The organism is Desulfomonilia bacterium, from assembly GCA_036567785.1.
Classification (GTDB): Bacteria; Desulfobacterota; Desulfomonilia; order UBA1062; family UBA1062; genus DATCTV01.
Map to the genome: position 1 here is coordinate 1 of DATCTV010000052.1, position 24,796 is coordinate 24,796.

Genomic DNA, 24,796 nt, shown 5'->3' on the forward strand with positions numbered 1-24,796 from the left:
CGCATCCTTCATCATGGTGCACATCTACCTCGGCACAATAGGGAACCCGGGAACGGTACAGGCAATGATCACGGGCTGGGTAACCAAGGCCTGGGCCAACACCCACTGCCCCCGCTGGCTTGAGGAATACGAAAAGAAATCTGAAGTCAAATAGACTTTATAAATCAACAAATAACAAAAGGCCGCCAAATGGCGGCCTGAAATTCCGTAAAGATACGGGGTTCAAACCCAAACATTTTACAAGGCCCTTCATTGTCCATCTTGTCTTATTGATTGGCAATGGCCGGTTTCCTCAAAATCTAATTGACTTGATGAAGATAATCATCAACTCCCGGTTGCTTATCTTCTCCCGATTGGTTACGAATATCTCAGATATGTCCTGACAGGAGATGATGTTTCAACCTGGGACAAGGCATTAAGGAAAAAAGGGGGGAAATGATTATGCAGATTCTGAAGACCATTGCTGAAATGAAGGATTATGTTTCAGGAATAAAGGCCTCAGGAGGTAAGATAGGCTTCGTGCCGACCATGGGTTATCTTCACAAAGGCCATCTCGATCTGATGGTCAAGGCCAGGGAATATACACCGCATGTTGTCGTCAGCATATTCGTCAACCCGACTCAGTTCGCGCCTAACGAAGACCTAGACAAATATCCGCGTGATTTCGAGCGCGACGAAGAGCTGTGCAGGGAGACGGGCGTGGAGTGCATTTTCTATCCAACCCCTGCCGTGATGTACCCCGATGGGTATTCGACCTACATTACAGTCGAAGGTCTGAGCAGCGGCCTGTGCGGTGTTTCCAGGCCCACGCATTTCAGGGGGGTCGCAACCGTCGTCGCCAAGCTTTTCAACATCGTGGAGCCCGACTTCTCGGTTTTCGGCGAAAAGGACTATCAGCAGCTGGCCGTTATAAAGCGCATGGTGAGAGACCTCAACATGAAGGTCGAGATTATAGGCTATCCAACGGTCAGGGAAAAGGACGGGCTAGCGATGAGTTCGCGGAATGCATACCTGAGCCCTGAAGAAAGGGACGTTGCACCTGTCCTGAACCGTTCTCTCAAGCATGCGCTCAGCCTTTTCAGGAATGGTGAAACCAGTGCAAAGAAGGTAAAAAAAGAGGTCTCGGAAATGTTAGAGGATGCGCCCGGCTGCATCATAGATTATGTGGAGATAGTAGACGGTATTTCGCTTGCCCCGGTTGAGAGGGTTACCGATGACGCGGTCATGGCCCTTGCCGTTAAGCTGGGGAAGACCAGACTGATCGATAATATCAGGTTTTCATCCTGACGGGTTTACAGTCCGCTCAGGAACCCCTTTATAATCTCGGTCAGATGTCCGGTGTCCGTCAGGAAGGCATCATGCCCGTGGTCGGTTTCGATCTCGGTATATGATACGCGGACATTGAGCGCTGTAAAGAACTTCACGATGTCGCGTCCCTGCGACGGCGGATAAAGCCAGTCCGAGGAGAAGGTAACGACAAGACCTTTTTTCGAGCCGAGATCGGCCACCCTTCCTCTTTCCCTGTTTTCTCCGCGTGTACGGTTCGGGCCTGAAAGCGATGTTATAAGGTCGAAGTTGTCTACCGCGTTCGTAATGTAGAGGTAGCTGTTCGCATCGAAGCGCTTGACGAATGATATGCCCTGATAATCAAGATAGTGCTCTATCTCGAATGACGGTTTAAATACGTTTTTTATGTTAGCGGTTTTTTTCGAGCGGCCGAACTTTTCCTGCATCATCCGCTCTGAGAGATATGTGATATGGCCGATCATTCTCGCTACAGAAAGCCCGGCCTCAGGTGACACCTCACCGTAATAGTTGCCTTCGTTCCAGCGGGGGTCGGACATGATCGCACGTCTGCCGACCTCGTTGAACGCTATCTGCTGCGCAGAGTGCTTGAGCGCGGTTGCGATTGCCATGAAGGAATCGGTCATGCCGGTATAATCACCGAAAAGCTGAAGGGCCTGCATGCCGCCCATGGAGCCTCCCACAACACTCACAAGATGCTTGATGCCCAGGCGGGAAAGCAGTTCCCTCTGCACCTCCGCCATATCGCGTATCGAGATCACGGGAAAGCTCAGCCCCCAGGCCCTTCCTGTTTCCGGGTTTATCGAAGAGGGTCCGGTCGTTCCCTTGCAGCCGCCTATAACATTGGAGCAAACGACGAAGTATTTGTCAGTGTCGAATGCCTTGCCCGGGCCGATCATCAGGTCCCACCAGCCGGGTTTTTTATCGCCTTCATGGAAAAATGCGGCATGGGCGTCTCCTGAGAGTGCATGCTCGATTAGAATTGCATTATCACCTGAAGGGTTCAATTTTCCGTAGGTTTCATATGCAATGTCGATTTCAGGCAGGATCGCCCCTGATTCAAGCGCAAAAGGCCTGTTCACCTTTATGATTTTTGTCTCCACAATCATGTTCGCCTCAGCTTATAAAGCCCGCCTTTTACGATGAGGTCGGGTACAGGCGGTTTTTTGGAGGCTACACGGCCCAGAGGCATAAAGTATCTTGCTTCTTCAATCATGATTCCCATTTCATTAAGCAGATTCTCGAATTCTGTAACCGTAAAGAACCTGATAACCGGACTGTCATGCCATGACCCTTCAGAACGTATGTCGGCACTGATCCAGCCCCTTGAAAGTACATGAAGCCTGTTTAAAATATAGCCGAAATTATGTACGGAAATGATTGCGTGAAGCCCGACCCTGAGCATCTCATCAATAACCCTGTGAGGTTTGTGGATTTCCTGCAGGGTTTCATTCAGTATCACGTATTCAAAACTCATGTCATCGAGGTTCGAAATACCCTCGTCTATGTCGGCCTGATAAACACAGATGCCCTTCTTGAGGCATTCGATTATCTTGTCCTCGGAGATTTCAACACCCACGGTATAGGCGTTTTTGGCTGCAGCCAGTTTTTTGAGAAGGCTTCCGTCCCCGCAGCCCAGATCAAGCACCCTTGCCCCGGGTTTGATCCATTGCTCGATGATCTTATGATTAAGCTCAGTCGTCATTTGCTGTAAAACAAAAAAAGACGGTAAATAACCGTCCTTTCTTTGTCATTGCCTCTTGCCTTTTTGATTTTATACTCTGCTCTTTTTTTATACATATCAGTGCAGGGTATTTTTTAAACAGGGCGTAAAAACAAAGCAGACCGAGGAGTGACGAGATGAGGAATGACAAAGGTATGCAAAGTTATGACGCCCTGTATGAACTAAACCGATTCCACCGCCTTAACTCCGGGCACATCCTGCTTAACTATCTTCTCAATCATGTTTTTGAGCGTGAGAGTTGCCATCGGGCATCCGCCGCATGCGCCCTGAAGCTTAACCTTTACGGTCCCGTCGTCGGTCACGTCGATAAGCTGTACGTCACCGCCGTCGCCTCTCAGATATGTCCTTGTCTTATCAAGCGCCTTTTCAACTTCTTCTTTTGTCACCATAATTTTTCCTCCCGTATTTTTCCTTGCTGTATTCAGATGCTTTTTGTCCGCTTATCAGCACCGGGGTTTGACGGTCAAGTGCTTAAATTCCGTCCCCGTCCGCGAAGCTGAATTCTCTCAATCCGTTCTGCATTATCCTGCTGCCCGGCGCTATACTGTGCGTGAGCCAGACATTACCGCCAATTTCAGAACCTTTTCCTATTGTGACTCTGCCAAGGATTGTAGCGCCCGCGTATATCACCACATCATCCTCTACGACAGGATGGCGCGGTATTCCCTTCATCGGATTCCCGTCGGCATCGAGAGGGAAGCTTTTTGCGCCGAGCGTCACGCCCTGATAGATACGGACATTCTTGCCTATCACCGTTGTCTCTCCCATGACAACGCCGGTGCCGTGGTCGATAAAGAAATATTCGCCGATCGTTGCCCCGGGGTGGATGTCTATGCCTGTCTCAGAATGGGCCATTTCAGTGATAATCCGCGGGATCAAAGGCACTTCAAGAAGATGGAGCTCATGTGCGATCCTGTAATTGGTGATGGCCTTGATGCTGGGATAACAGTAGATAGTTTCACCATGGCTCTTGGCGGCGGGGTCGCCGTCGTAGGCCGCGCATACGTCGGTGGACAGCAAAGCCCTTATATGAGGCAGCTTTTTAAGAAAGTCCGTTGTCAGGCGGCTCGCCCTCTCAAGACATTTGGTATCGCATACATCCCTGTCGAACTCGCAGGAGAAGCAGAATCCCCTCTTGATCTGTTCGAGAAGGTTCCTTGCCACAGTGTCGAGCGTCGAACCCACATAATACGACATGGTCTTTATGGAAAATTCCGACTTGCCGAAATAGCCAGGGAAAAGTATCGAGCGCATGTCTTCGACTATGCTGTGCAGGATTTCCACCGACGGCATGGGTATGTGATGCGAACTCCTGTGCGAGACTACTTCGTATGATTCGGGCGCGCTCAGTTCGCCTACGACCTGGGTAATAATTTCCTGGATGTCTGCTTTGATTTTTCTCATGGCGTTCTTTTATACCACAATTTACGGCTTAATCACTACCGGATTGCTAGTTATTTATCCAGTGCCTTTAAAGCGAGCGGTACCGTATCTTCAGGCGTGATTTTGTATGATGCACCCAAGATGACGCCTTTTTCGTCGATCATTACAACCGAGCGTATAATTCCTGAGACCTCTTTGCCGTACATCATCTTTTTGCCGAATGCACCGTATGCGCTTGCTACGGACTTGTCCGGGTCCGAGAGCAGGGTGAAATTGAGGCTATATTTTTCGTCGAACTTTTTAAGGGTTTCGGGTTTGTCCGGGCTTATCCCCACAGCTTCTATTCCTCTCTGTTTCAGCTCCTCAAGAGCGTCCCTGACCGAGACGGCCTGCCTTGTTCAGCCCGATGTGAGCGCCTTGCCGTAGAAATAGACGAGGACTTTTTTACCGGAGAAATCCTTGAGACTGACTGTTTTGCCGTTCTGATCTGTCAACTTGAACATAGGGGCCGCATCGCCTTTTTTCAGCATAATCAACCTCCTGAAGAGTTTATAATGTCTATTTCGTTATTTTGATGAAATAATATTAGCTGATTTTCTTGATTCACCGTTCACCATGAGGCATACTGCTTAACAGCAGCGTTTAATCACGCTCTTTTGAAATATATTGAGGGGGGTTATTTTATGAAGCGTTTCTTTTTATTGATGGTACCTCTGGTTTTTATCTCAGCTGCATGCGTTCCCGCGGACCTGCCTGATAAGGTTTATTTCAAGGGCAATGCCGAAAGCATGAACAGCAGGTACTATGCGGCTGTAAGAAACGGCAATATCTGGGTCAGGCCCAATGTCGAGAGGACCGGCGTAAAAGGAAAATGGCAGATGCTTGATAATCTGCCTGCGGGACTTGCCGGTCAGGTAACCGAAATCGCCATGGACGACGAACATATAGTCGCACTCAACAAAGAGCGCCAGATCTATACGATGTGGAACGCTCTCGATGAGGTTTCGAAATTCAGGTGGCAGAAGGCCTGGGGCATGCCCTTCTGGAACGGGCCGGGCATGAAGCTCAGGCGTGATCTTGTTAAGTGGGATTTCTCGGTGGTATCAATTCCCGAAGACGGCTACTGGACTGACCCGGCAGGAAACCTCAAAAAGGTGGGCGCGGCCAAGTGCTCGCACATCATCATGCTTAATGAGGGCGGGCAGGGCATAACGTTCAACGACCCGTGGCTGCCTCGCGACTACAGCTATGGGGTAGGGACACCATTCAAGGGCAGGTTCGTATCCGTGAACCTTAGTTCCAGCGGCTCGACCCATTTCATCATCAACAGATACGGCGATATGTTCACGCGGATGTTCGACTTCGACATCTCAGGGCTCGATCAGTTTTTTGTCTATTCCTACGAAGACCGCCGCGGCATTCCGGGCAATCCCGATTCCATATTCCAGGTCGTGCAGCTTCCGGCCGAAGATTGGCTCAAGCAGCCGAAAATCATAACAACAGGCAGGGCGTCGATTACGGACCGCATCAGCATACAGAAAATCGGAAAGAACTGCATACACAGGACACTTCGTGTCGAGGGCACGGATGAAAACGGAAATACCGGCTTTTATGAAAAGGACATAAGGGAGGCAGGAAGTGCATCCTGGAGGTTTCATAAGACCGGTGGAAAACTGAAGGGCAACATCCTGGAAAACAAACCCTATGACAGTTCAGCGGAAACGCTCGGGTCAGGCGATGATCTGGCTTACTCGATGAAGGCTGAAGGCTTTACTGCCATTATTCCTGATTTCAACTGCTACAATCCGCCTGCGACGCTTAATATAAAACTTTCAGAAGGAGGCAGTATAAGCCTGCCGCTTCACTACCGGGAAACCATAAGGCTCAGCCGGCGCGCAGCCGGCATCGACTACGAGCCGAGGCTTTTTCTGGGCGCGATAGAGGCGCCGCAGGCGTTCATAGATTCGCTTAAAAATGCGCCGGAAGAGGTAAAGGCCTTTGCTGGGAAATATCTCGAAACTGATGGCAGCCGTTTCACCGAGATACGCATTACGGCAACACTCGATTCACTTGAAATCAAAGGTTCCGGGATTGACTGGAGTTTTACTGGAAACGAAAGCGTTAATTGAGTGAGAGAAAAACAAACCAGGAATTTTATTGGTCATAAGGCTTCTGTCCTACCTTATGATTCACCCGGGCCTCAGTTTGACAGCCCGGGCGAAGGTCGTCATATTTCACCACAAATGTTGTTATTAAAAACCCTCCGGCGGATAACTGCCGCACCCGATTTTCCCGAGGTGCTCATATTCCCAGTCGTCCCATAGACCGGTGCCTGCGAAAAGGCTTACATACATGCGGCAGTGGTCCTTCTGCGTCGGGAATCCCGTCTCTGCCAGCAGGCGGTACTTAAGGGCCTGCATGGTTACGATGTTGCTCGACATGCCGATGCCTCCTCCGTCCGGAGTGTCGAACACGATGAACTTATCTGCCATTGGGGAATCCTGGTTCCACGGCTTCCACTCTAATCCGGTGCCGCTTGTGCCTTTTCCGGGTGATCCGTTCCGGGCGAATTCAACCCAATATGATGACATGCTGCCTGAGAGAGCTGTCCTGCCGGCTTCATTGGATTTGTTGTAGAGAAGGGACGTGAAAAGGGGCGAAATGAACTCACTGAAGTCGCTGAACACAAACGCGATCTCCATGCTGTGGCAGGCGCCAGCCAGGGAAGCAACGTCGATACCGAGGATTGAGGGCTCTTCGTCCCAGTCGAACCTGTAGGCCCAGACCTGTCCCGGCTGGGCAATGCTCAGGGCCGAGGCGATTTCGTCCACGCCGACCGCTTTCCACCTGTCGCTCATGTAGCTCGCAGTAAGATCGTACAGCCTCTGGTTCTTGACATGCAGGGGAAGGCCGAAGATGATGTCGACATAATCTGGGTTCATGATCATGAACAGCTTATACTCGTCACGGTTGCTGCCTATGATGACCGGGACGGGATTGTAGGTGGCTGTGTCCTTCAGGAGGTCCAGATAATTGCCCTGCGGCATGACGACACCGTCCTCAAAGACCTTGGGCATGGTTATCATGCCGCCGTAACCGGCCTTGTACTGGTTAAGGATGGCATAGTTGTTCCTGCCGCGCAGATATTTCTCGATGGCGTCGTCGCTCATGGCATCCTGGTATGCCTTTGCAGCGGTACGGTCAGGGGCTGTGCCGTCGGCTATGAGCAGCCTGTTTATGACTTCTCTTGAGCTGAAATCATCGCCCGGTACGACATCGTCACTGTAGTTCTCGGCCTGGGCCATAGTGCTCGAGCCGAGCCCGCCGCTTTCCACAACTGCCTTGTGGAACAGGCCTTTCGCCTGGGGCGAGAGCATCATGGTAAGGACATCCTGGCCGCCGGCGGATTCACCGAATATGGTGACGTTGCCCGGGTCGCCGCCGAAGTTCGATATGTTCTCGCCAATCCATGAAAGGGCACGGATGATGTCAAGGGTTCCATAGTTGCCCGACCGGTCGAGAGGGGTAGTGCCATCACCGCGAAGCGCCGGATGGGCGAACCAGCCGAACGGGCCCAGACGGTAGTTAATGCTGACTACTATCACCCCGTATTTTTCTGCGAGCATCTTCCCGTTGTACTGTCCGCCGTGCCCGATGGTATTGCCGCCGCCGTGTATCCACATCATGACCGGCAGGCGGTCAGAGCCTTCAGGCAGGTGGGAAGGGTCAAAGGCCGGGGCCCATATATTCATGAAAAGGCAGTCCTCGCATCCAATCGGTTTGTCGTACATCTCCCGGGGTACATCTGATATAAGGCCGGCAAACTGTGTGCATACGGACCCAAGCTGCAGGGCCAGCCATTTCCCGGTCCACCCCTCGGCAGGCTGTGGCGCTCGCCAGCGCAGTTCTCCGACAGGGGCTTTCGCATATGGTATACCCAGCCATGCATGGCATCCGTTATCCTCGGTAAAGCCTATCACCTCTCCGCTTGATGTCTGTCTAAGGCTTGCTGATGAGATGGAAAAATCAACACCTGTAACATCAGCAAAATCGTATTTCTTGGTCACTGCCTTTGTCACTTCCCTGGTCCAGCCGGCAACCGGCTTCAGGGTGACGGTGTACGCACCTGCCTTGACATTCGAGAACACAAACCGGCCGTCCTCACCGGTGAGGGCCTCCATATATGCATCACCCTGAAGGACGATGGGGATGCCCTTCAACCCTGCGCCGTCCATGGCAACCTTCCCTGAGACTCTGCAGCCGCAAAGGATGAGGGCTGCTGCAATTATGAGAAAAAAGGTATTTTTTAGCGTCATATCAACCTCCCTTGAATGAAAGAAATCGTTCAGAGCAGCCGGTATTTCCCCCGAACAGGGCTCATGGGACATTCATAACGAATCGATCATGATCCAATAAGAATTGCCCGCCGGAAAACAGTGAAGCCACAGCAAAACAAATCATTACGGGGAAAATGAAACATAATCCCCCCGCTCTTGTGATAGAGTATAATGATGAAATGCCCGTAGTCAACATAGCCTTGGGGGAAATGGGGGCAGAAGGGCAGTGACTTTATGGATATCACCGCTTAAGGAAGATATCCGCACCTTGCAAGTCTCAGGCTGATCAGCCCGATTTTCGTGAGCGAGCCTGCCACCAACTTCTGTGGACGCCCATGATAATAGGATTTACGCCATCATTCCTTTTTTGAGGGGACAGGAAAGCCGCGCTGTATGCTGGTCGGGGGATAGCGATGAAATGCGGGAAAGGTCTGTTAAGGATTGACTTTACTGAGGTTTGTCTTTAATTTATATATAATTTTGTGATTTTTTTCCAAGGGGGTTTACTGAAATGAGGAGATTTCTAATAGCAATTACCTTTATAGCTGCCGCTTCCGGAATAGCATTCGCATATTTTCCAACAACGGATATCATCCAGGATTTGATCGATGCAAACAAACTGGACGTACTCATCGGAAGCCAGTACTGGCTCAGAAGCGATTCTTATGGAAGTTCGCAGAAATACAGAAGCCATTATGTAAAAGATCCTGAAGGCAATGACATGTATGGCAAACCTGTCCCTGCGGGAGCGTCTGTCGATCTGGCCTGGACACTTGAAACGGGCGATCCCCGGGTTGTGATAGCAATTATTGATACGGGTACTCAGTGGCTGAAACCCGGACTTATGAACAAATATTATCTGAACAGGGCAGAACTGATGAAATATGCCCCGTACTATGTAAACGATGCACCGGTATTTGATTATAACAACGACGGCGTCTTCAATATTAAGGATTATAAAGACGCCCTGAAGGAAAAATATCCGGGCGGGGATAATGATATCGTGCTGGGAAGGCTTGAATCCAGTTATAATAATTGGGTCAAAGAGAACTTCAATCATTGGAGGAACAACTATATACGTGATTATGAGCTTAAAAACGGAAAGGGCTCATTCAAGGGAGATGTTCCTCCGGCTCCGCTTACCCCCCAGCATCTGATCATGGCCTTTTCTGACGGGATTGACGATGATCTGAACGGTTTTGTCGATGATATCTGCGGATGGGATTTCTTTGAAAATGACAATGATGCTGACGACACTTCGAGTTATACTGATACCGCCATGTATCACGGCACCGGTCAGAATTTCAGCGCGGGCGGCGAATTTTTTGATGACGCCGGCCTGATAGAAGAGCTCGGAAGCTGCCCGAACTGTATGATAATGCCCCTTAAGGCGTCGGATTCCTTTGTGCATGATACGAATTACTATGGCCTTGCGGCAATGTATGCAGCGATAAGCGGGGCGCATGTCATTGAAGGGGCGCTGGGCGGGCTGAATAATTCCGGCATATGCAAAGACGCACTCGAGTTTGCCTACAAGAAGGGGCTGGTGATTATGATGGCCTCATCGGACATCAACAGCGCAAACCACAACTGGCCGACCTATCTGAACGAACCCATGTATTGTTCCGGCGTAGTGCCTGATAATTATATCGAGGGCTCAGATCCGAAAAACGTAGGCACATGGTTCAGGAATTCGGGCCTCTGCCAGTTCGGCTCAAAGGCTCAGGTTTGCAATGAAGTCTCGACGGGCTCGCATTCAACCGGGCTGACTTCCGGCTACGCAGGACTGCTTATTTCACGCGCCCTGCACCTGATAGAAAATGAAAAAATGAACCGGAATTTCGCCTATCCTAACGGCATGCCCATCCATCCTGACCAGATAAAGCAGATACTGACATTATCCGCAGAAGACGTAGTTCCCGAAGACACTTATGGTCTGGGAACGCCTGACCCCTGCAAGGTCGGATGGGACCAGCATTTCGGCTATGGCAGGATGAACGTGTACTGGGCTCTCAAGATGCTCGATGACGGCAGGATTCCGGCCGTTGCACGAATAACCTCACCGCTTTGGAATCACTATGTAACAATGAGTGAAAAAGGGCTTGAACTCAGGGGAGACGTTCTCTTTGCAGGCACCGACGCCAGATCGTGGGTTGTTGAAGGCGCATGGGGCATTGAGCCCGAAGAGAATGAACTTAAGAAAAATGTTTTAAAAAGCGGCTCGCAGCAGGGTGAAAATATTGATTTTGGTGGACCGGTCGATATTGAAAAGATCAAATCGATGAGACCTAAAGGTCTTGACCCCGGCTGGTATTCCAAAGAGCCTGACACTGCATACCGTGGCGACGCAAAAATTCAGGCCAACAGGCATATGTTTACCGTCAGACTTAGAGTACTTGATTCAAAGGGTAGAAGAATTGCCGAAGACCGCAGGACATTTTTCTTATGCGAGGATAAAAACCTTCATGAAGGGTGGCCGAAATTTTTTGGTGTTGGCGGCGAGGCCTCCCCGAGGTTTGAAGACCTGGACGGCGACAACAAAAAAGAGGTTATCATTGCAACGTCAGACGGAAGGATTCTTGTTTACACCCATGACGGAAAACCTTTCAAATATCTTGGGAAAACCGTTGAATTTGAAGCGGATGAGCTCGAATTTGATGGCTTGAATCTGAAACCGGCAAAGGACAGAATGAGGACTGCGCTTGGCCGTTCCGTCAGCCTGAGGCCCTCATTTGTCACACCTGCTGTTGCCGATATAGATGGCGACGGTATTAAGGAGATTGTCGGAGCTGCAGGCGATAAAGTTTACTGCTTTTATCTGGATACGAACAAAGAACCGCTGAGGATGGACATCAGCGCCAATATCAGGAACGACCTTGCGCAGGGGAAAATCCATAACGCGGATCATGACAGAAACAACTTCGCCAACAGTAACAGCATACAGAACTCGATCGGAAGGGGAATTTTAGCCCCGCCGGTGCTGTTCGATATCAACAATGACGGATTCAAGGAAATCATCGTCGCAGGTCAGGATCAGAGGATATATGCCTGGGACAAGGACGGAAAGACGTGCCGCGGCTGGCCTGTATATGCAAGGCGATATGAAAAGATGGGCCAGAAGATCATCTATTCTCCATGCATAGCGGACCTTGACGGCGACAGGAAATATGAGGTCGTGGTGGCCACGAATGAGTGTGTTTCAGCCGATGGGAAAACTCCAGTTGAGATTAGCGAAGAGAACAAACAGCTGAAATTGAAACTCGGCAAAAAGTTTCTTGCCGCAAAAGAAGAGACGGGCTCCCAGTCAATCCTGCCGGGCGGTCTTATCGCTTCCGTTCTTGATACCGTGACCGGCCTGGCCGGAAAAGACTGCCTGATCTATGCGATAAAGGGAGAAGGAAACGGTTATGTAAGCGACGGGGGCAGGGACTATGCTTTCAGCCAGCGTTCTTTTGTAAATGGTTGGCCCGTTGCTTTGAAGGCGCTGCTACCCGATATCCTGCCACATCTGGGGCCTTCCACGAAACCCGCCGCCTTCGATTTTGACAATGACGGAGCCGACGAAATAGTCGCCAGCGCAACTTCTGCGCAAACCGCTGTCATTGACGGAGACGGGACATTGCTTAAGAAGATGAAGCAATCTCCCATGGGTGGCAAGGCAAAGTCTTATTTAAGCGATACATCCATGTCTTTGAACCTTTATGACAGCGTCGCCCTGGGAAATCTTGATAGTGACGACAGCATAGAGATCGCTCAGGGCGGACTGACTCTCTTCGGTGCGCTGAACCTTTTCATATCAGGACAGAACTTCCCGTTCGATCATGTCATGCAGGTATGGGATTCCAGAACAGGCGGTTTTGAAGACGCATTCCCGAGGCCGGTCGATGACTTTATCCTTTATTCAGAGCCGGCCATTGCAGATGTCGACGGTGATGGGATCAATGAAGTCATAGGCGGCAACGGGCTCTATCTTGTCCATGCAATAGGAACTGACGGTCTTGACAGGGGGATATTTCCGAAGCTTTCAGCAGGATGGATAATGACAACGCCTGCGGTGGCCGACATTGACGGAGACGGCAAAAACGAGGTTGCGGTAATAACAAGGGAAGGCGGTGTGTTCATATGGGACACGGATGGCAAGTACACTGCAGACAGCAGGGGCAAACAGCAAACATGGCAGACTTTCGGGCATGACAACTGCAATACGTCGAATCTGGGATATGACGCAACCGCTCCCGGAACAGTTTTGTCTTATACATGGGAGGACGGGGACTTTGTGTTCGACTGCCCCGGAGATGACGGTTTCAATGGAAAGGCCGTAAAAATAAGCATTTATGGATATTCTGAGCCGATCAATCAAGGAAATTTTGCAAAAGCAAGTCTGATAAAGAATATAACACCAATTACCGGCGGCAAGACATTATACATAAAATTGCCTGATGAATATGAATGTTATGCAGTTGTTGCTACCGATGAGGCCGGGAATTCATCACAACTGCCTTTGACCGGCGGAATAGGCCACAATGGCAAGCCTGTCTCAGGAGAAGACTCTTCCGGCGAATCTGATAGTGGCGGAGGCTCCGGAATGTGTTTCATTTCATCGGCTTTGAGCAGGTGATTTTTTAAGCATTTGAACATCAGGGGCTGGGTTGCCGTTAACACAACTGGCACCTGCCCCTGAACCAAGGGGATTGCACGCATCCCCTCTCGATTCTCTTCATAATATACAACTCAAATTGTTTTTCTTTTAATCTGTCTGTCTTAAAGCCCTCTTTTTTTCTGTCGAAGCCCCCTTTATTATGTCATTAAGAAGATATTATTAAAAACAGTTGAGGGGAGAGTTTATGGCAAACAAAGATGTGAACGGTAAACTGAAGCTCAGCACCAAACTCGGCTATGGTATGGGCGACATATTCGGCGGAGGGTCCATAACCGTTGTAACCATGTACTACATGATATTTCTCACCGATGTGGCAGGCATCAGCCCGTATCTGATCGCGATAATTTTCCCCGTGAACAAGATATGGAGCGCCATAGCGGACCCCCTCATAGGCATCATATCCGACCGTACGCGCACACGCATGGGCAGACGCAGACCCTATTTTCTTGCCGGTATTTTCATGATCCTTATATCGTTCTTCATCATGTGGTTCCCTGTCAGGTTGGAGGACGAAACGCTGAAGTTCTTCTACTACCTTTTCACTTTCCTTGTGTATTCGACGACATTTTCCCTTGTCTGGGTACCTTATACGGCGCTTGCCAGCGAAATGACAGAGGACTACGACGAGCGCACCAAGCTTGCTACATACCGCATGGTCTTTTCAGGCCTGGCGAGCATTGTCTGCGCAACTCTGCCCATGGTCATCGTCAAGCAGTTCGGTGATATAAGGATAGGCTACATGGTCATGTCAGTTACATTCGCATTGTTTTTCGCACTGCCATATATAATGACTATAAAGACGACTTTTGAAAGAGAGGATTTCCATAAGGACATATCTCATATAAAATTCGGTGAATTCGTCAAAGCAAACTTTCTGGCACCTTTCAGTCTCAAACCGTTCAGGCTTGTTGCGCTCATGTACCTCACCGCCTTTGTAGCAACCGACATCATCATGGTGCTCCTTGCCTATTTCATGACCTATTACATGAGGAATAAAGGCCTTATGGAACTGCTTACAGCAGTTGTCTTCGGCCTGATGCCGTTCGTCATCCCCCTTGTAGAGATGCTTGCGCTTAAAATCGGCAAACGTGGAACGTTCATCGTAGCCGCATGTCTGTGGATACTTTCCTTCCTTTATACATTCACGATACATCCGGGTTCATCTACACCAATGCTCGTTATATTCGGTGTAATGTTCAGTATAGCGACCGCCGGCATTCATGTGATGGTGTTTGCAATCTTCCCCGACATACCGGATGTTGATGAACTTATATCAGGCCAGAGAAGGGAAGGCGTCTTCTCGGGCCTGTTTTCATTTCTGAGAAAGGTGGGCTCTGGAGTCGCATTGTCGATTGTTCCTTTGTGCATAGGCCTTGCCGGTTATGTCAAACCCGTACAGACTGTGGTGAACGGCCAGACAAAGCTGATAGAGCAGGCCCAGTCCGAAACCGTGATAACGACAATAAGATATCTCTTCGGCCTTGTTCCGATAGCTCTGGCCTGTATAGCGCTTCTTATCTGCATCCTTTATCCGGTGACAAGAGAGGCGCATGCAAGACTGCGCACCTATCTCGATAAAAAGCGTGCAGGCGAAACCGGCCCGGAAATGGATGTCGAAGCCCAGTGGCTCAAGGCCAAGCTGCTTTAGCCTGAAGGTCCCTAACGCATGAAGCGGCTGCTTTTCTTTGTTGCCGGACTGATTGCGGCGGCGCTGGCCGGCGGTTTTTATTTCCTTTTCAGGGTCTTTCCGAGATTTGATACGAAGGCCTTCCCGACTGGCGCAGGTGCACAAGGAGAGGACTGGAAGATAAGCACATGCGGTGATGTCCCTTTTCTTATCAAGAACGGCCTTCCTTTTCCTTCAGGATTCGATTCATCAAACAGGCCCGTGCAGATGCTGAACGGGTCCTGGCACATGCGGCTCGACCCTGAGGATGCTGGCGAAGGACTTCACTGGGAACGGCTTGAAAAGGCCGGAAAAGGTTGGAAGCGCATAAACACCCCGTCGACATTCAACGCGGCCCTGAGCAAAATCCCGGACTATCAGGGGCCTGCGTGGTTCTTTCTCAAGTTTGTCCCTTCTTTCGAGGCCGATGACAAACACTGGCAGAGAATATGCCTGGAAGGCGTTCTGATAAGGAGCAGGGTCTGGCTGAACGGCGAATTGATTTCCAGACATGAAGGCGGGTGGACTCCGCAATATGCGGACATCTCCGCCTGTGTGAGGCCTGGCGTCCAAAACACGCTTGTCATAAGGGCTGATAACAGGCTTACCGGTGTGTCGCTGCCGCCGAAACTTCTTAAAAATCATATGCCGGGCTGGCATCCATACGGCGGTGTATACAGGGATGTGTATATCGAGAAGCTTCCCAAAGACTATATCTTCAAGGCGGATTACGCATGTCTTTTCTATCAGAACCGGGCCCTGCTGAAGATGAATGTGCTCACTCAAAGACCTGAAAAACCGTATGCCAGAAAAACTTCGAGGGAAAAAGGCCTCTCGTGCACAGTATCCTGCGGAAGCCGGAAGATAAAGGTTAAGGCTTCACCAAAAGCCTCTCAAGGCCCTGTTGTGAAGTATTCCTTTGATATCGAAATCGAAAATCCCAGACTCTATTCTCCCGATTCACCCGAACTTTATGATGTGACTCTAACCTACGGCAATGACAGGGTTTCATTCAAGGCGGGCCTTAGGACGATAGAGGTTAAGGGAGAAGAAATATTGCTCAACGGAAGGAAAACATTCTTAAAGGGCATAAGCAAGCATGAAGACCATCCGTCGCTCGGGGCAAGCCAGACGCCGGAGCTGATCGAAAACGACCTCAACCTGATAAAAAATATGGGCGCAAATTATATAAGGCTCGCACACTATCCGCATCATAGAGGTGAGCTTATCAAGGCCCGCGACATGGGGCTGATGCTTGCCGAAGAGATACCGCTATATCAGGCAGGCACAGGTTTTACTGCATGGTACGGGGAAAAGAGGCCGCTTTTTGAATTTCCATTGCGGACATTCGGCAACAGGCAGCTTCAGAACAGTGATCTTTTGCTGAACGCCCAGCGTCAGCTCACCGAGATGATAGAACGCGACCGACTCAACCCGGCAATCATCATGTGGGGTGTTGCAAACGAAACCTATACGCTGGATAAGGCATCAGCGGCTGTCCACGGCTGGCTGGCGGATACGGCCAGGATGCTCGATCCCACACGTCCCGTCACAATGGCCGAGTTTACTTACGGCATGCCGGTCCTTGACGACAGGAGACAGACCGGCAGGTATATGGACGTTATTTCCATCAACATATATTCAGGATGGTATTTCGGAAACATGGAGGATGTTTCGCAGAAGATTGAAAAGGTGCACGGGCGCTTTCCCGGCAAGCCCGTTATCATTTCGGAGTGCGGGGCGGAGGCTGCGCCGGGCCGCAGGGATGAGGACGGCCTTTGGGTTGCCGAAAGGGTACCGCCCGGAAAGACATATTCCGAGGACTATCAGGAGAGGCTGCTTGAACACTACGTAACTTATGCGATGAAAACGGGATTTGTTTCAGGCATATCGCCCTGGGTGTTCGCCGACTTCTTCTGCCCGGAGTTTCCCGGCAATCCCGTGCCGTACTACAACTCGAAAGGTGTGGTGTCCAAAGACCGGGCACCGAAAAAATCCTATCATATGCTGAAGAGACTTTATCATGAAGACGTTTGACTTCACGCGGTTCGAAGAAGAGATCTATCCCGAATGGGAAGCCCGGTTCAGGATTGGCGGCGGAACCGGGGAATTCAGCTATGTTCCGAAAGGCAAACCCTGTCCTTACGGTACGCTGGATATAATCTTCTGCCGTGCGATAATGAACAGGCTCATGCTCACGGAAAAGGAAAAGGACGAATGGGCCTCATATATAAATACATTTCAGCGGAAAGAGTCCGGCTGGTACAAAAAGACCTACACTATCAATCACTTCAAAGAGCACACAACGGCATACGCGGTTTCCGGACTTCACCTGATCGACAGAAAACCCGCATGCAATTTTATCTGGCAGGAGCGCCTTCTTTCATCTGAAAAAGAGATGGAGCGCTGGATAAATAAAATTCCCTGGTCATTAAGCTGGCCAGCCTCGCACATTGTTTCAGGGGTTCCGGCTATCATGGCTATGCTTGGTACCGGGACGGATGAGTTCTTTAACTGGTACTTCGCATGGCTCGATAAAGAAGCGAATCCGGTAACCGGCTACTGGTCGAGGGGGCTTGGGCACAGGCTGGGCCTCATAAAGAAGGTATCCAAACACGAAATGGGAGGGGCGTTTCACATGTATTACGTCTATGAATTCAGGAACAGGAAATGGCCCTACCCCGAAAAGATTGTCGATATAACGCTCAGTCTTCAGCATGAAAACGGCCTTTGGGATAAAGACATTACCTACTGCATAGACCTTGACGGCGTATATTCTATTCTCCGTTCCAGCAGAAATGCTGGCGGCTACCGGGCGGACGACGTGAAAGCGGCCTGTGTTCGCTATCTTGAGAGGGCGGAGAAGATATTGAACGACAGGGAGTTTATAATTTCCCGCTATACGAACACACATATGCTCCCGGGCGCTCTGTGCGCGGTTGCGGAATGCGCAAAATTCTATACCGAGCTTGTCAGAACATCCCGCCCATGGTTCGAGACACTGGATAAGGCATGCTTTATCTGAAAAGGAAAAAGGATATTGCCATGAAAAAATTCATACATGAAGAGTTTCTGCTTGAGACGAAAGAGGCATCGATACTTTACCATGACTATGCCGAGGACATGCCCATAATAGATTTTCACAACCATCTGCCGCCTCGTGAGATTGCCGATGACGCCGTGTTCGAAAATATAACGAAGGTCTGGCTGGGCGGCGATCATTACAAGTGGCGGGCGATGCGTACCCTGGGTATTGACGAGAGGTTAATTACAGGAGATTCACCTGATTGGAATAAATTTGCCGCGTGGGCCGGGGCCGTGCCGTATTGCCTGAGGAACCCCCTCTATCACTGGACTCACCTGGAGCTTGCCCGCTATTTTGATATATATGACAATCTTGATCCTGATACCGCCCCTGCTATTTACAGCCGCTGCAACGAGATGCTGAAGACCCCGGAAATGAGCGCGGTCAGTCTCCTCAAACGCATGAATGTGGAATCGCTCTGCACCACGGATGACCCTGTGGATTCACTCGAACACCATATTGCATATAAAAAAAGCGGCCTGGCGCCTGCGCTCCATCCTGCATGGCGGCCTGACAGGGCAATGAAGATAGAAAATGCCGAGGCGTTCAATGACTGGGTTGACAGGCTTGAGGCTGCTTCCGGCACAGGCATTTCCGACTTCAGCGATTTTATCGATGCAATCGATAAAAGGCATGCCTTTTTCCATGAGCAGGGATGCAGGCTTGCCGACCACGGGGTGGAAACCTTTTATCCGTCCCAGATACATGAAAACGAAATAGCCAGGATATTCGACGATGTCAGGAGCGGCATACTGATGAGCCCTGAGGAAGTCATGAAATTCAAAGGCTACATGCTTTACCGTCTTAGCCTGATGAACCATGAAAGGGGCTGGGTGCAGCAGTATCATTTCGGGGTGCTCAGAAACTTGAACACCCGCATGTTCGAAGGACTCGGGCCCGATACGGGTTATGACGGCATGGGTGATTTTCCGCATGCTGAGAATCTAGCCGCCCTGCTTGACAGGCTCGATTCCGAAGATGGTCTGGCCAGGACAGTTTTTTTCCCGATAAATCCGGCAGACAATGCAATTACTGCAACGATAATCGGCAGCTTCCAGGAAGGACCGGCCAGGGGCAAGCTCCAGCTGGGGAGTGCATGGTGGTTCCTTGACCAGAAAAACGGGATGGAAGAGCAGATGAACACCCTCTCAATGATGGGAGTGCTCTCAACGTTCATAGGCATGACCACGGATTCGCGAAGTTTTCTTTCGTTTCCGAGGCATGAATATTTCCGCCGCATCCTGTGCAACCTTATGGGAAATGACATGGCCAGAGGCCTAACCCCATCCGACTATGAACTTGCGGGCGGCATAATCAGGGATATCTGCTACGGCAATGCAAAAAAGTATTTCGGGTTTGAGTGAGAAAGAGGAACAAGGTCCTGATCCGGTTGACCGCAATAATCTTGAATGCTGTCCGGAAAAGGGATAAGCATTAAACGCATGCAGAAAACCCTGCACAACATTCTCATTATCGATGATGAACAGAACATCCGGAAGACCTTGGGATTGTTCCTTGAAAGCGAAGGGTACAAAGTCCGTCCGGCAGGCGGTTTCAGGGAAGCGCTTGAAGAATGCAGGAAAAATGTCTTTGATCTGGCGTTTGTCGATTTGAGGCTGGGTGCGGATTCGGGGCTTGACCTCATACCAGAACTGCTTGCCGCATCCCCCTGGCTAAAAATAGTGGTGATTACGGCATATGCATCCATAGATACCGCGGTTGAAGCCATAAAGCGCGGGGCCACCGACTATATTCCGAAACCCTTTACCCCTGCGCAGGTCAAACTTACGGTAGATAAAATCGCTAACCTGAGGACCCTCGAGCAGAATATCGAAAGCCTCAAGAGGGATATAGGCAGGATGGCCCCTGAGTTCGAGCTGTCTTCAAGAAATCCGCAGATGCAAAAAGTAATAGAGATAGTGAAACAGGTTGCGCCGAGCGATTCGACAGTACTCATTACCGGGGAAAACGGAACAGGAAAGAGCCTTATTGCCAGGGCGATACATTCCCTGAGTTCAAGAGCTGCCAGGCCTTTTGCCGAGATTTCCTGTCCGGCACTCTCTCAGGAGCTTCTGGAAAGCGAACTTTTCGGTCATGTGAAAGGCGCATTTACAGGCGCAGTCAAGGATAATCCGGGAAGAATTGCATCCTGTGAGGGAGGTACCCTTTTCCTTGATGAGGTAGGCGACCTTCCCATTCTTATTCAGCCCAAGCTTCTCAGGTTCATCCAGGAAAAATCCTATGAAAGGCTCGGGGAAAGTATAACCAGAAAGGCCGATATCAGGCTTATCGCGGCCACAAACACCGACCTTGAGCTTGCGGTTAAGGAGAAAAGGTTCAGAGAAGACCTGTTCTACAGGATAAACGTGATTTCGATAGAGATGCCGCCTTTGAGAAAACGCGCTGAAGACATCATTCCTCTGGCCGAAAAGCTGCTTTCATTCTTTGCAGCAGGCAATCATCATCCAGGACAGCATTTCTCCGCTGACGCCCTGACCGCTCTTAAAGACTATTCCTGGCCCGGCAATATCAGGGAATTGAGAAACGCCGTTGAAAGGGCGTCAATCCTGTGCAGGAAGGATGTCGTAGGAATCGATTGCCTGCCGGAAAAGATAACCGGAGTGAAACAGGCCGTTCAGCCGGGTCAGAAAATTTCACTGGAAAAGATGGAGGAAATGCACATAAGGGGCGTCCTTCAATCGGCGAAATCCCTTCAGGAGGCATCGGACATCCTGGGCGTCGATAAGGCCACACTCTGGCGAAAACGCAAAAAGTACAACATCTGAAAAACCTTGCATTATGCAATGCCTGATCCGGGCTGACCTTGCCGATTGCAATGTTTTAAACCTCATATAAAATCCAACTATTCGTTTTGACGAATATTTTATGGCAGGCATGATGCTTGCTCTTTAACCCTTTGAAGGAGACGATCGTTATGCTCGGACTAAGACAGAAAATGCTTATCGGGTTTATGGGATTATTCCTGATCTCCGCAATAATAGGCGCCATCAGCATAATTCAGATTACCGATCTCGGGGGTGCGATAGGCTCGATAATGAAGGAGAACTACAGGAGCGTCCGGGCATGTCAGGAAATGAAGGAGTCCATAGAAAGGATGGACGACGGTATTGTCCTTATTATCCTGGGCGATAAAGCGAGCGGCAGAAAGCTTATAGCTGAAAATCGCGAGGCATTCACAAAGGCACTCGATATAGAGCTCGGCAACATAACGCTTCAAGGAGAACATGAGTCGGCACTTGGCATTCAGCACCTGTTCGAAAGGTATGCAAAGATGCTTGGCCGACTTACAGACGGGGGAGCCGGAAAGGATGAAATGATAAAAGCCTATTTGGATGATCTGCTGCCGCTGGCCTCGGCCATCAGGGGTACGGCCGACAGTGTTCTAACGATGAATCAGCGTAACATGTATGATTCCGGGAAAAACGCCAGGCGTAAGGCCGCACATTCGCGGAGCATGATGATAGGTTTTCTTTTCGCCGGTGCAGGTCTGACATGCGTATATATTCTTCTCATCAGGCGCTGGATACTCAAACCCGTTACAGTGCTGAGTGAATCAGTCAATGAAATCAGAAAAGGCAATCTCGACCTTGTAATAAAATCCACTGCAAAAGATGAAATTGGGCAGCTGTCCGAAGCATTCAACGAGATGACGGAGAGCCTCAGAGATTTCAGGCGGAGCGACGAGGCGAAAATGATCAGACTTAAGCAATCAGTTCAGCAGACATTTGAAAGCCTGCCGTTCATAGTTGCCCTGCTCGATGGCGGCGGGACCGTAGAAATGTCCACAAAACCTGCAAGGGAAATCTTCGGCCTTACAAAAGGTGTCAATATTAATAAACTTGATCTCGAATGGATGAAGGAAATCATCAAGTCCGCGCCCGATGGAAACGGAAAAAAGGTTTTTTCGAAAGGCATTAATGTCATTCAGCATTTTGACAAGGCTCGGGAATATTATTTCCAGCCCATGGCCGTTCCCGTACTGGACAATTTCAAACAGCCCGCAGGGACAATACTCATTGTAAACGACGTGACGGGACGCATAGAGCATGATGAAATGAAGACCGGCCTTATTTCCGCTGTCTCGCATCAATTGAAGACGCCGTTGACTTCACTCAGGATGGCCCTTTACATCCTCCTTGATGAGAAGACGGGCGCGGTTTCACCAAAACAGGCCGATCTCCTGCTTACTGCAAGGGATGAAAGCGACAGGCTGAATGACATCATCGAAAACCTTCTGAACATCAGCAGCCTTGAATCTGGAAAGACCGCTCTTAAAATCGAGCGCGTGAGTTCGGGTAACCTTATCCTGGATGCAGCCAAGAGATTCAGAAGTGCGGCCAGGGACAAGGGCATCGATCTGGTCACCGACATACCGGCCGATCTTCCCGATGTGCTGGCCGATGCGGCCCAGATAGACCATGTCTATGCAAACCTGATTTCTAATGCGCTCAAATACACGCCATCTGGAGGAAACATAACGCTTCATGCCGAAGAGCTTTTTGAACATGTCTGGTTTACCGTATCCGATAGCGGCATAGGTATACCGGAAAAATATGCCGGCAAAGTATTCGAAAGATTTTTCCGGGTGCCTGAGGGACAGCCGCAGCCGGGAACAGGCCTCGGGCTGGCTATTGTCAAGGAGATAGTCGAGGCCCATGGCGGAGAGGTCCGCCTTGAAAGCATAGAAGGCAAGGGCTGCGTCTTCTCGTTTTCGCTGCCGATCATCAGGAAGGCGCCTTCGGCAGAAGAGGTGTGAGAATGTACGAGATAATTGTTCTGATAATAGCGATAGCGCTTATGGCCTACCTTTTCATTTCAGTCATAATGCCTGAGCGGTTCTGACCGGAGGAGAAGAGGCGTGTTCAAAGACTTTTACGGATGGATTCAACTTGGAATATTCATCATTCTGCTGATCTGTCTGACCAAACCCTTTGGCATTTATCTGATGAAGGTTCTCGATCCTTCAGGCAGGACATTACTTGACCCCATTTTAAAGCCAGTAGAGAAATTCATATATAAGACAACAGGAATAAATCCTGAAAAAACTCAAACATGGAAGGCATATCTTTTTTCTCTGCTGCTGTTCAGTTTAATCGGGTTCACGATGACATTTGTAATTCTGATTTTTCAGCGCTTCCTTCCACTCAACCCGCAAAAGCTTCCAGGGCTCAGCTGGCATCTGGCATTCAATACGGCGGCGAGTTTCACCACGAATACCAACTGGCAGAGCTATGCGGGTGAGAAGACGATGTCATATTTTTCACAGATGGTGGCGCTCACCTTCCATAACTTTGCCTCAGCCGCTTCCGGAATCGCAGCAGCGGCAGCCCTTGTCAGGGGGGTTGCATCAAACGCTTCGAAAACCATCGGAAATTTCTGGTCTGATATCGTAAGGCTTAATCTTTATCTGCTGATACCAGCCTCTATAATTTTCGCCGTTTTTCTTGTCTCGGAGGGAGTAGTTGACAACTTCAGGGCATATGATTCTGTTTCTGCCTTTAATAATGCCTCAGTTCCAGCCCAGATAATAGCACAGGGGCCTGTGGCCTCGCAGGAGGCAGTAAAAATGCTCGGCACGAACGGTGGCGGGTTTATGGGTGCCAATTCAGCGCATCCATTCGAGAACCCGACACCTCTTACCAACTTTGTCCAGATGCTTTCTATTTTCCTGATCCCTGCCGGGCTGACCTGGTATTACGGCAGAATGACGGGAAACCAGCGCCACGGATGGACGATATTTTATGTCATGCTTGCACTCTTCCTTGCGTTCATGCTCGTCTGCTGGCATGAGGAGGATTCGGGAAATCCGGCGTTTGCATCACTCGGTATCGACCTGGCCGCGGGGAATATGGAGGGAAAAGAAGTGCGGTTCGGCATATTCGGGTCATCACTGTTCGCAGCCGTTACAACAAGCGCATCCTGCGGGGCGGTCAATTCGATGTTCGATTCCTATACCCCGCTGGGCGGCCTTGTCTCATTGCTCAACATCCAGCTGGGTGAGATCATATTCGGAGGCGTTGGCTCGGGTCTTTACGGCATGATCGTCTTTATTGTCCTTACGGTTTTTCTCTCGGGACTCATGACAGGCCGGACGCCGGAATATCTCGGGAAGAAGATCGAGGCCTATGAAGTAAAGGCCGGGGTCCTGTTCATAATGGTTCCCGTGCTTGTCATACTCGGATTCACCTCCGCTGCCGCGGTCAGCGGATGGGGCCTTGCCGGGCTTAACAATGCTGGGCCGCACGGGCTTACAGAGATGCTTTACGCATTTTCTTCCGCTGCCGGAAACAACGGCAGCGCCTTTGCCGGACTTAATGCCGACACTCCATGGTATAATGTCATGCTCGGTATTTCGATGATTGCAGGACGGTTCCTTATGATCGCGCCGGAACTGGCCCTTGCGGGCAGTCTTGCGGCAAAAAAACATACTACGGATGGTTCAGGGTCGTTTCCGGTGACAGGACTCCTTTTTGCATTTCTGCTGGCGTTTGTAATACTTATTGTAGGTGCGCTCACTTTCCTGCCGGTGCTTTCACTGGGGCCGATTGTAGAGCATATGCTCATGCTGGAATCAGGCGTCCTGTTTTAGGGATTG

Annotated in this window: 16 protein-coding genes; 10 read left to right on the plus strand and 6 right to left on the minus strand. The window is 50.1% G+C overall.

Annotation, left to right across the window (positions count from 1 at the left end):
* Positions 1-441 precede the first annotated feature (441 nt).
* Positions 442-1,287, plus strand: a complete 846-nt coding sequence (gene panC, locus VIS94_13795; protein ID HEY9162144.1) for a pantoate--beta-alanine ligase — start codon at positions 442-444, stop codon at positions 1,285-1,287.
* 5 nt (positions 1,288-1,292) lie between these two features.
* Here panC and VIS94_13800 read toward each other — a convergent pair whose 3' ends face one another.
* From VIS94_13800 to bcp, 5 genes are all read right to left on the minus strand, one after another.
* The gene (locus VIS94_13800) at positions 1,293-2,414 is read right to left on the minus strand and encodes a homoserine O-acetyltransferase (GenBank protein HEY9162145.1); all 1,122 of its coding nucleotides are present in this window, start codon (positions 2,412-2,414) and stop codon (positions 1,293-1,295) included.
* Positions 2,411-3,010 carry a methionine biosynthesis protein MetW gene (locus tag VIS94_13805; protein HEY9162146.1) on the minus strand — a complete coding sequence of 200 codons (600 nt, stop codon included), beginning with the start codon at positions 3,008-3,010 and terminating at the stop codon, positions 2,411-2,413. The genes VIS94_13800 and VIS94_13805 overlap by 4 nt, the downstream gene beginning before the upstream one ends.
* A gap of 200 nt (positions 3,011-3,210) precedes the next feature.
* Positions 3,211-3,438, minus strand: coding sequence for a NifU family protein (locus tag VIS94_13810; GenBank protein HEY9162147.1), 228 nt, complete (start codon positions 3,436-3,438; stop codon positions 3,211-3,213).
* 82 nt (positions 3,439-3,520) lie between these two features.
* Positions 3,521-4,453: a serine acetyltransferase gene (locus tag VIS94_13815; GenBank protein ID HEY9162148.1), complete on the minus strand. Its 933-nt coding sequence runs from the start codon at positions 4,451-4,453 to the stop codon at positions 3,521-3,523.
* 50 nt (positions 4,454-4,503) lie between these two features.
* Positions 4,504-4,962 carry a thioredoxin-dependent thiol peroxidase gene (bcp, locus tag VIS94_13820; protein HEY9162149.1) on the minus strand — a complete coding sequence of 153 codons (459 nt, stop codon included), beginning with the start codon at positions 4,960-4,962 and terminating at the stop codon, positions 4,504-4,506.
* Between the two features lie 153 nt (positions 4,963-5,115).
* Here bcp and VIS94_13825 point away from each other — a divergent pair, with 153 nt between their 5' ends.
* The gene (locus VIS94_13825) at positions 5,116-6,561 is read left to right on the plus strand and encodes a hypothetical protein (protein HEY9162150.1); all 1,446 of its coding nucleotides are present in this window, start codon (positions 5,116-5,118) and stop codon (positions 6,559-6,561) included.
* Between the two features lie 123 nt (positions 6,562-6,684).
* Here the strand turns inward: VIS94_13825 and VIS94_13830 are convergent, their stop codons facing one another.
* Positions 6,685-8,748 (minus strand): carboxylesterase family protein, encoded by a 2,064-nt coding sequence (locus VIS94_13830; protein HEY9162151.1) that lies wholly within the window; start codon positions 8,746-8,748, stop codon positions 6,685-6,687.
* A gap of 532 nt (positions 8,749-9,280) precedes the next feature.
* On the opposite strand from VIS94_13830, the gene VIS94_13835 reads away from it, so the two are divergent.
* From VIS94_13835 to kdpA, 8 genes are all read left to right on the plus strand, one after another.
* A complete protein-coding gene (locus VIS94_13835) occupies positions 9,281-13,387 on the plus strand; it encodes a hypothetical protein (protein HEY9162152.1) in 4,107 nt (1,368 codons plus the stop codon).
* A gap of 226 nt (positions 13,388-13,613) precedes the next feature.
* Positions 13,614-15,077 (plus strand): glycoside-pentoside-hexuronide (GPH):cation symporter, encoded by a 1,464-nt coding sequence (locus tag VIS94_13840; protein HEY9162153.1) that lies wholly within the window; start codon positions 13,614-13,616, stop codon positions 15,075-15,077.
* An 18-nt stretch (positions 15,078-15,095) separates the two neighbouring features.
* On the plus strand, positions 15,096-17,132 hold the full coding sequence (locus tag VIS94_13845; protein ID HEY9162154.1) for a glycoside hydrolase family 2 TIM barrel-domain containing protein: 2,037 nt from the start codon (positions 15,096-15,098) through the stop codon (positions 17,130-17,132).
* Positions 17,119-18,120, plus strand: coding sequence for a hypothetical protein (locus tag VIS94_13850; GenBank protein ID HEY9162155.1), 1,002 nt, complete (start codon positions 17,119-17,121; stop codon positions 18,118-18,120). Before VIS94_13845 ends, VIS94_13850 begins: the two co-directional genes overlap by 14 nt.
* A gap of 20 nt (positions 18,121-18,140) precedes the next feature.
* Positions 18,141-19,544 (plus strand): glucuronate isomerase, encoded by a 1,404-nt coding sequence (gene uxaC / locus VIS94_13855; protein HEY9162156.1) that lies wholly within the window; start codon positions 18,141-18,143, stop codon positions 19,542-19,544.
* 78 nt (positions 19,545-19,622) lie between these two features.
* On the plus strand, positions 19,623-20,966 hold the full coding sequence (locus VIS94_13860) for a sigma-54 dependent transcriptional regulator (GenBank protein HEY9162157.1): 1,344 nt from the start codon (positions 19,623-19,625) through the stop codon (positions 20,964-20,966).
* Between the two features lie 149 nt (positions 20,967-21,115).
* The gene (locus VIS94_13865; GenBank protein HEY9162158.1) at positions 21,116-22,957 is read left to right on the plus strand and encodes an ATP-binding protein; all 1,842 of its coding nucleotides are present in this window, start codon (positions 21,116-21,118) and stop codon (positions 22,955-22,957) included.
* Between the two features lie 102 nt (positions 22,958-23,059).
* Entirely contained in the window at positions 23,060-24,790 is a 1,731-nt protein-coding gene (kdpA, locus tag VIS94_13870) for a potassium-transporting ATPase subunit KdpA (GenBank protein HEY9162159.1), read from the plus strand.
* Positions 24,791-24,796: the final 6 nt, after the last annotated feature.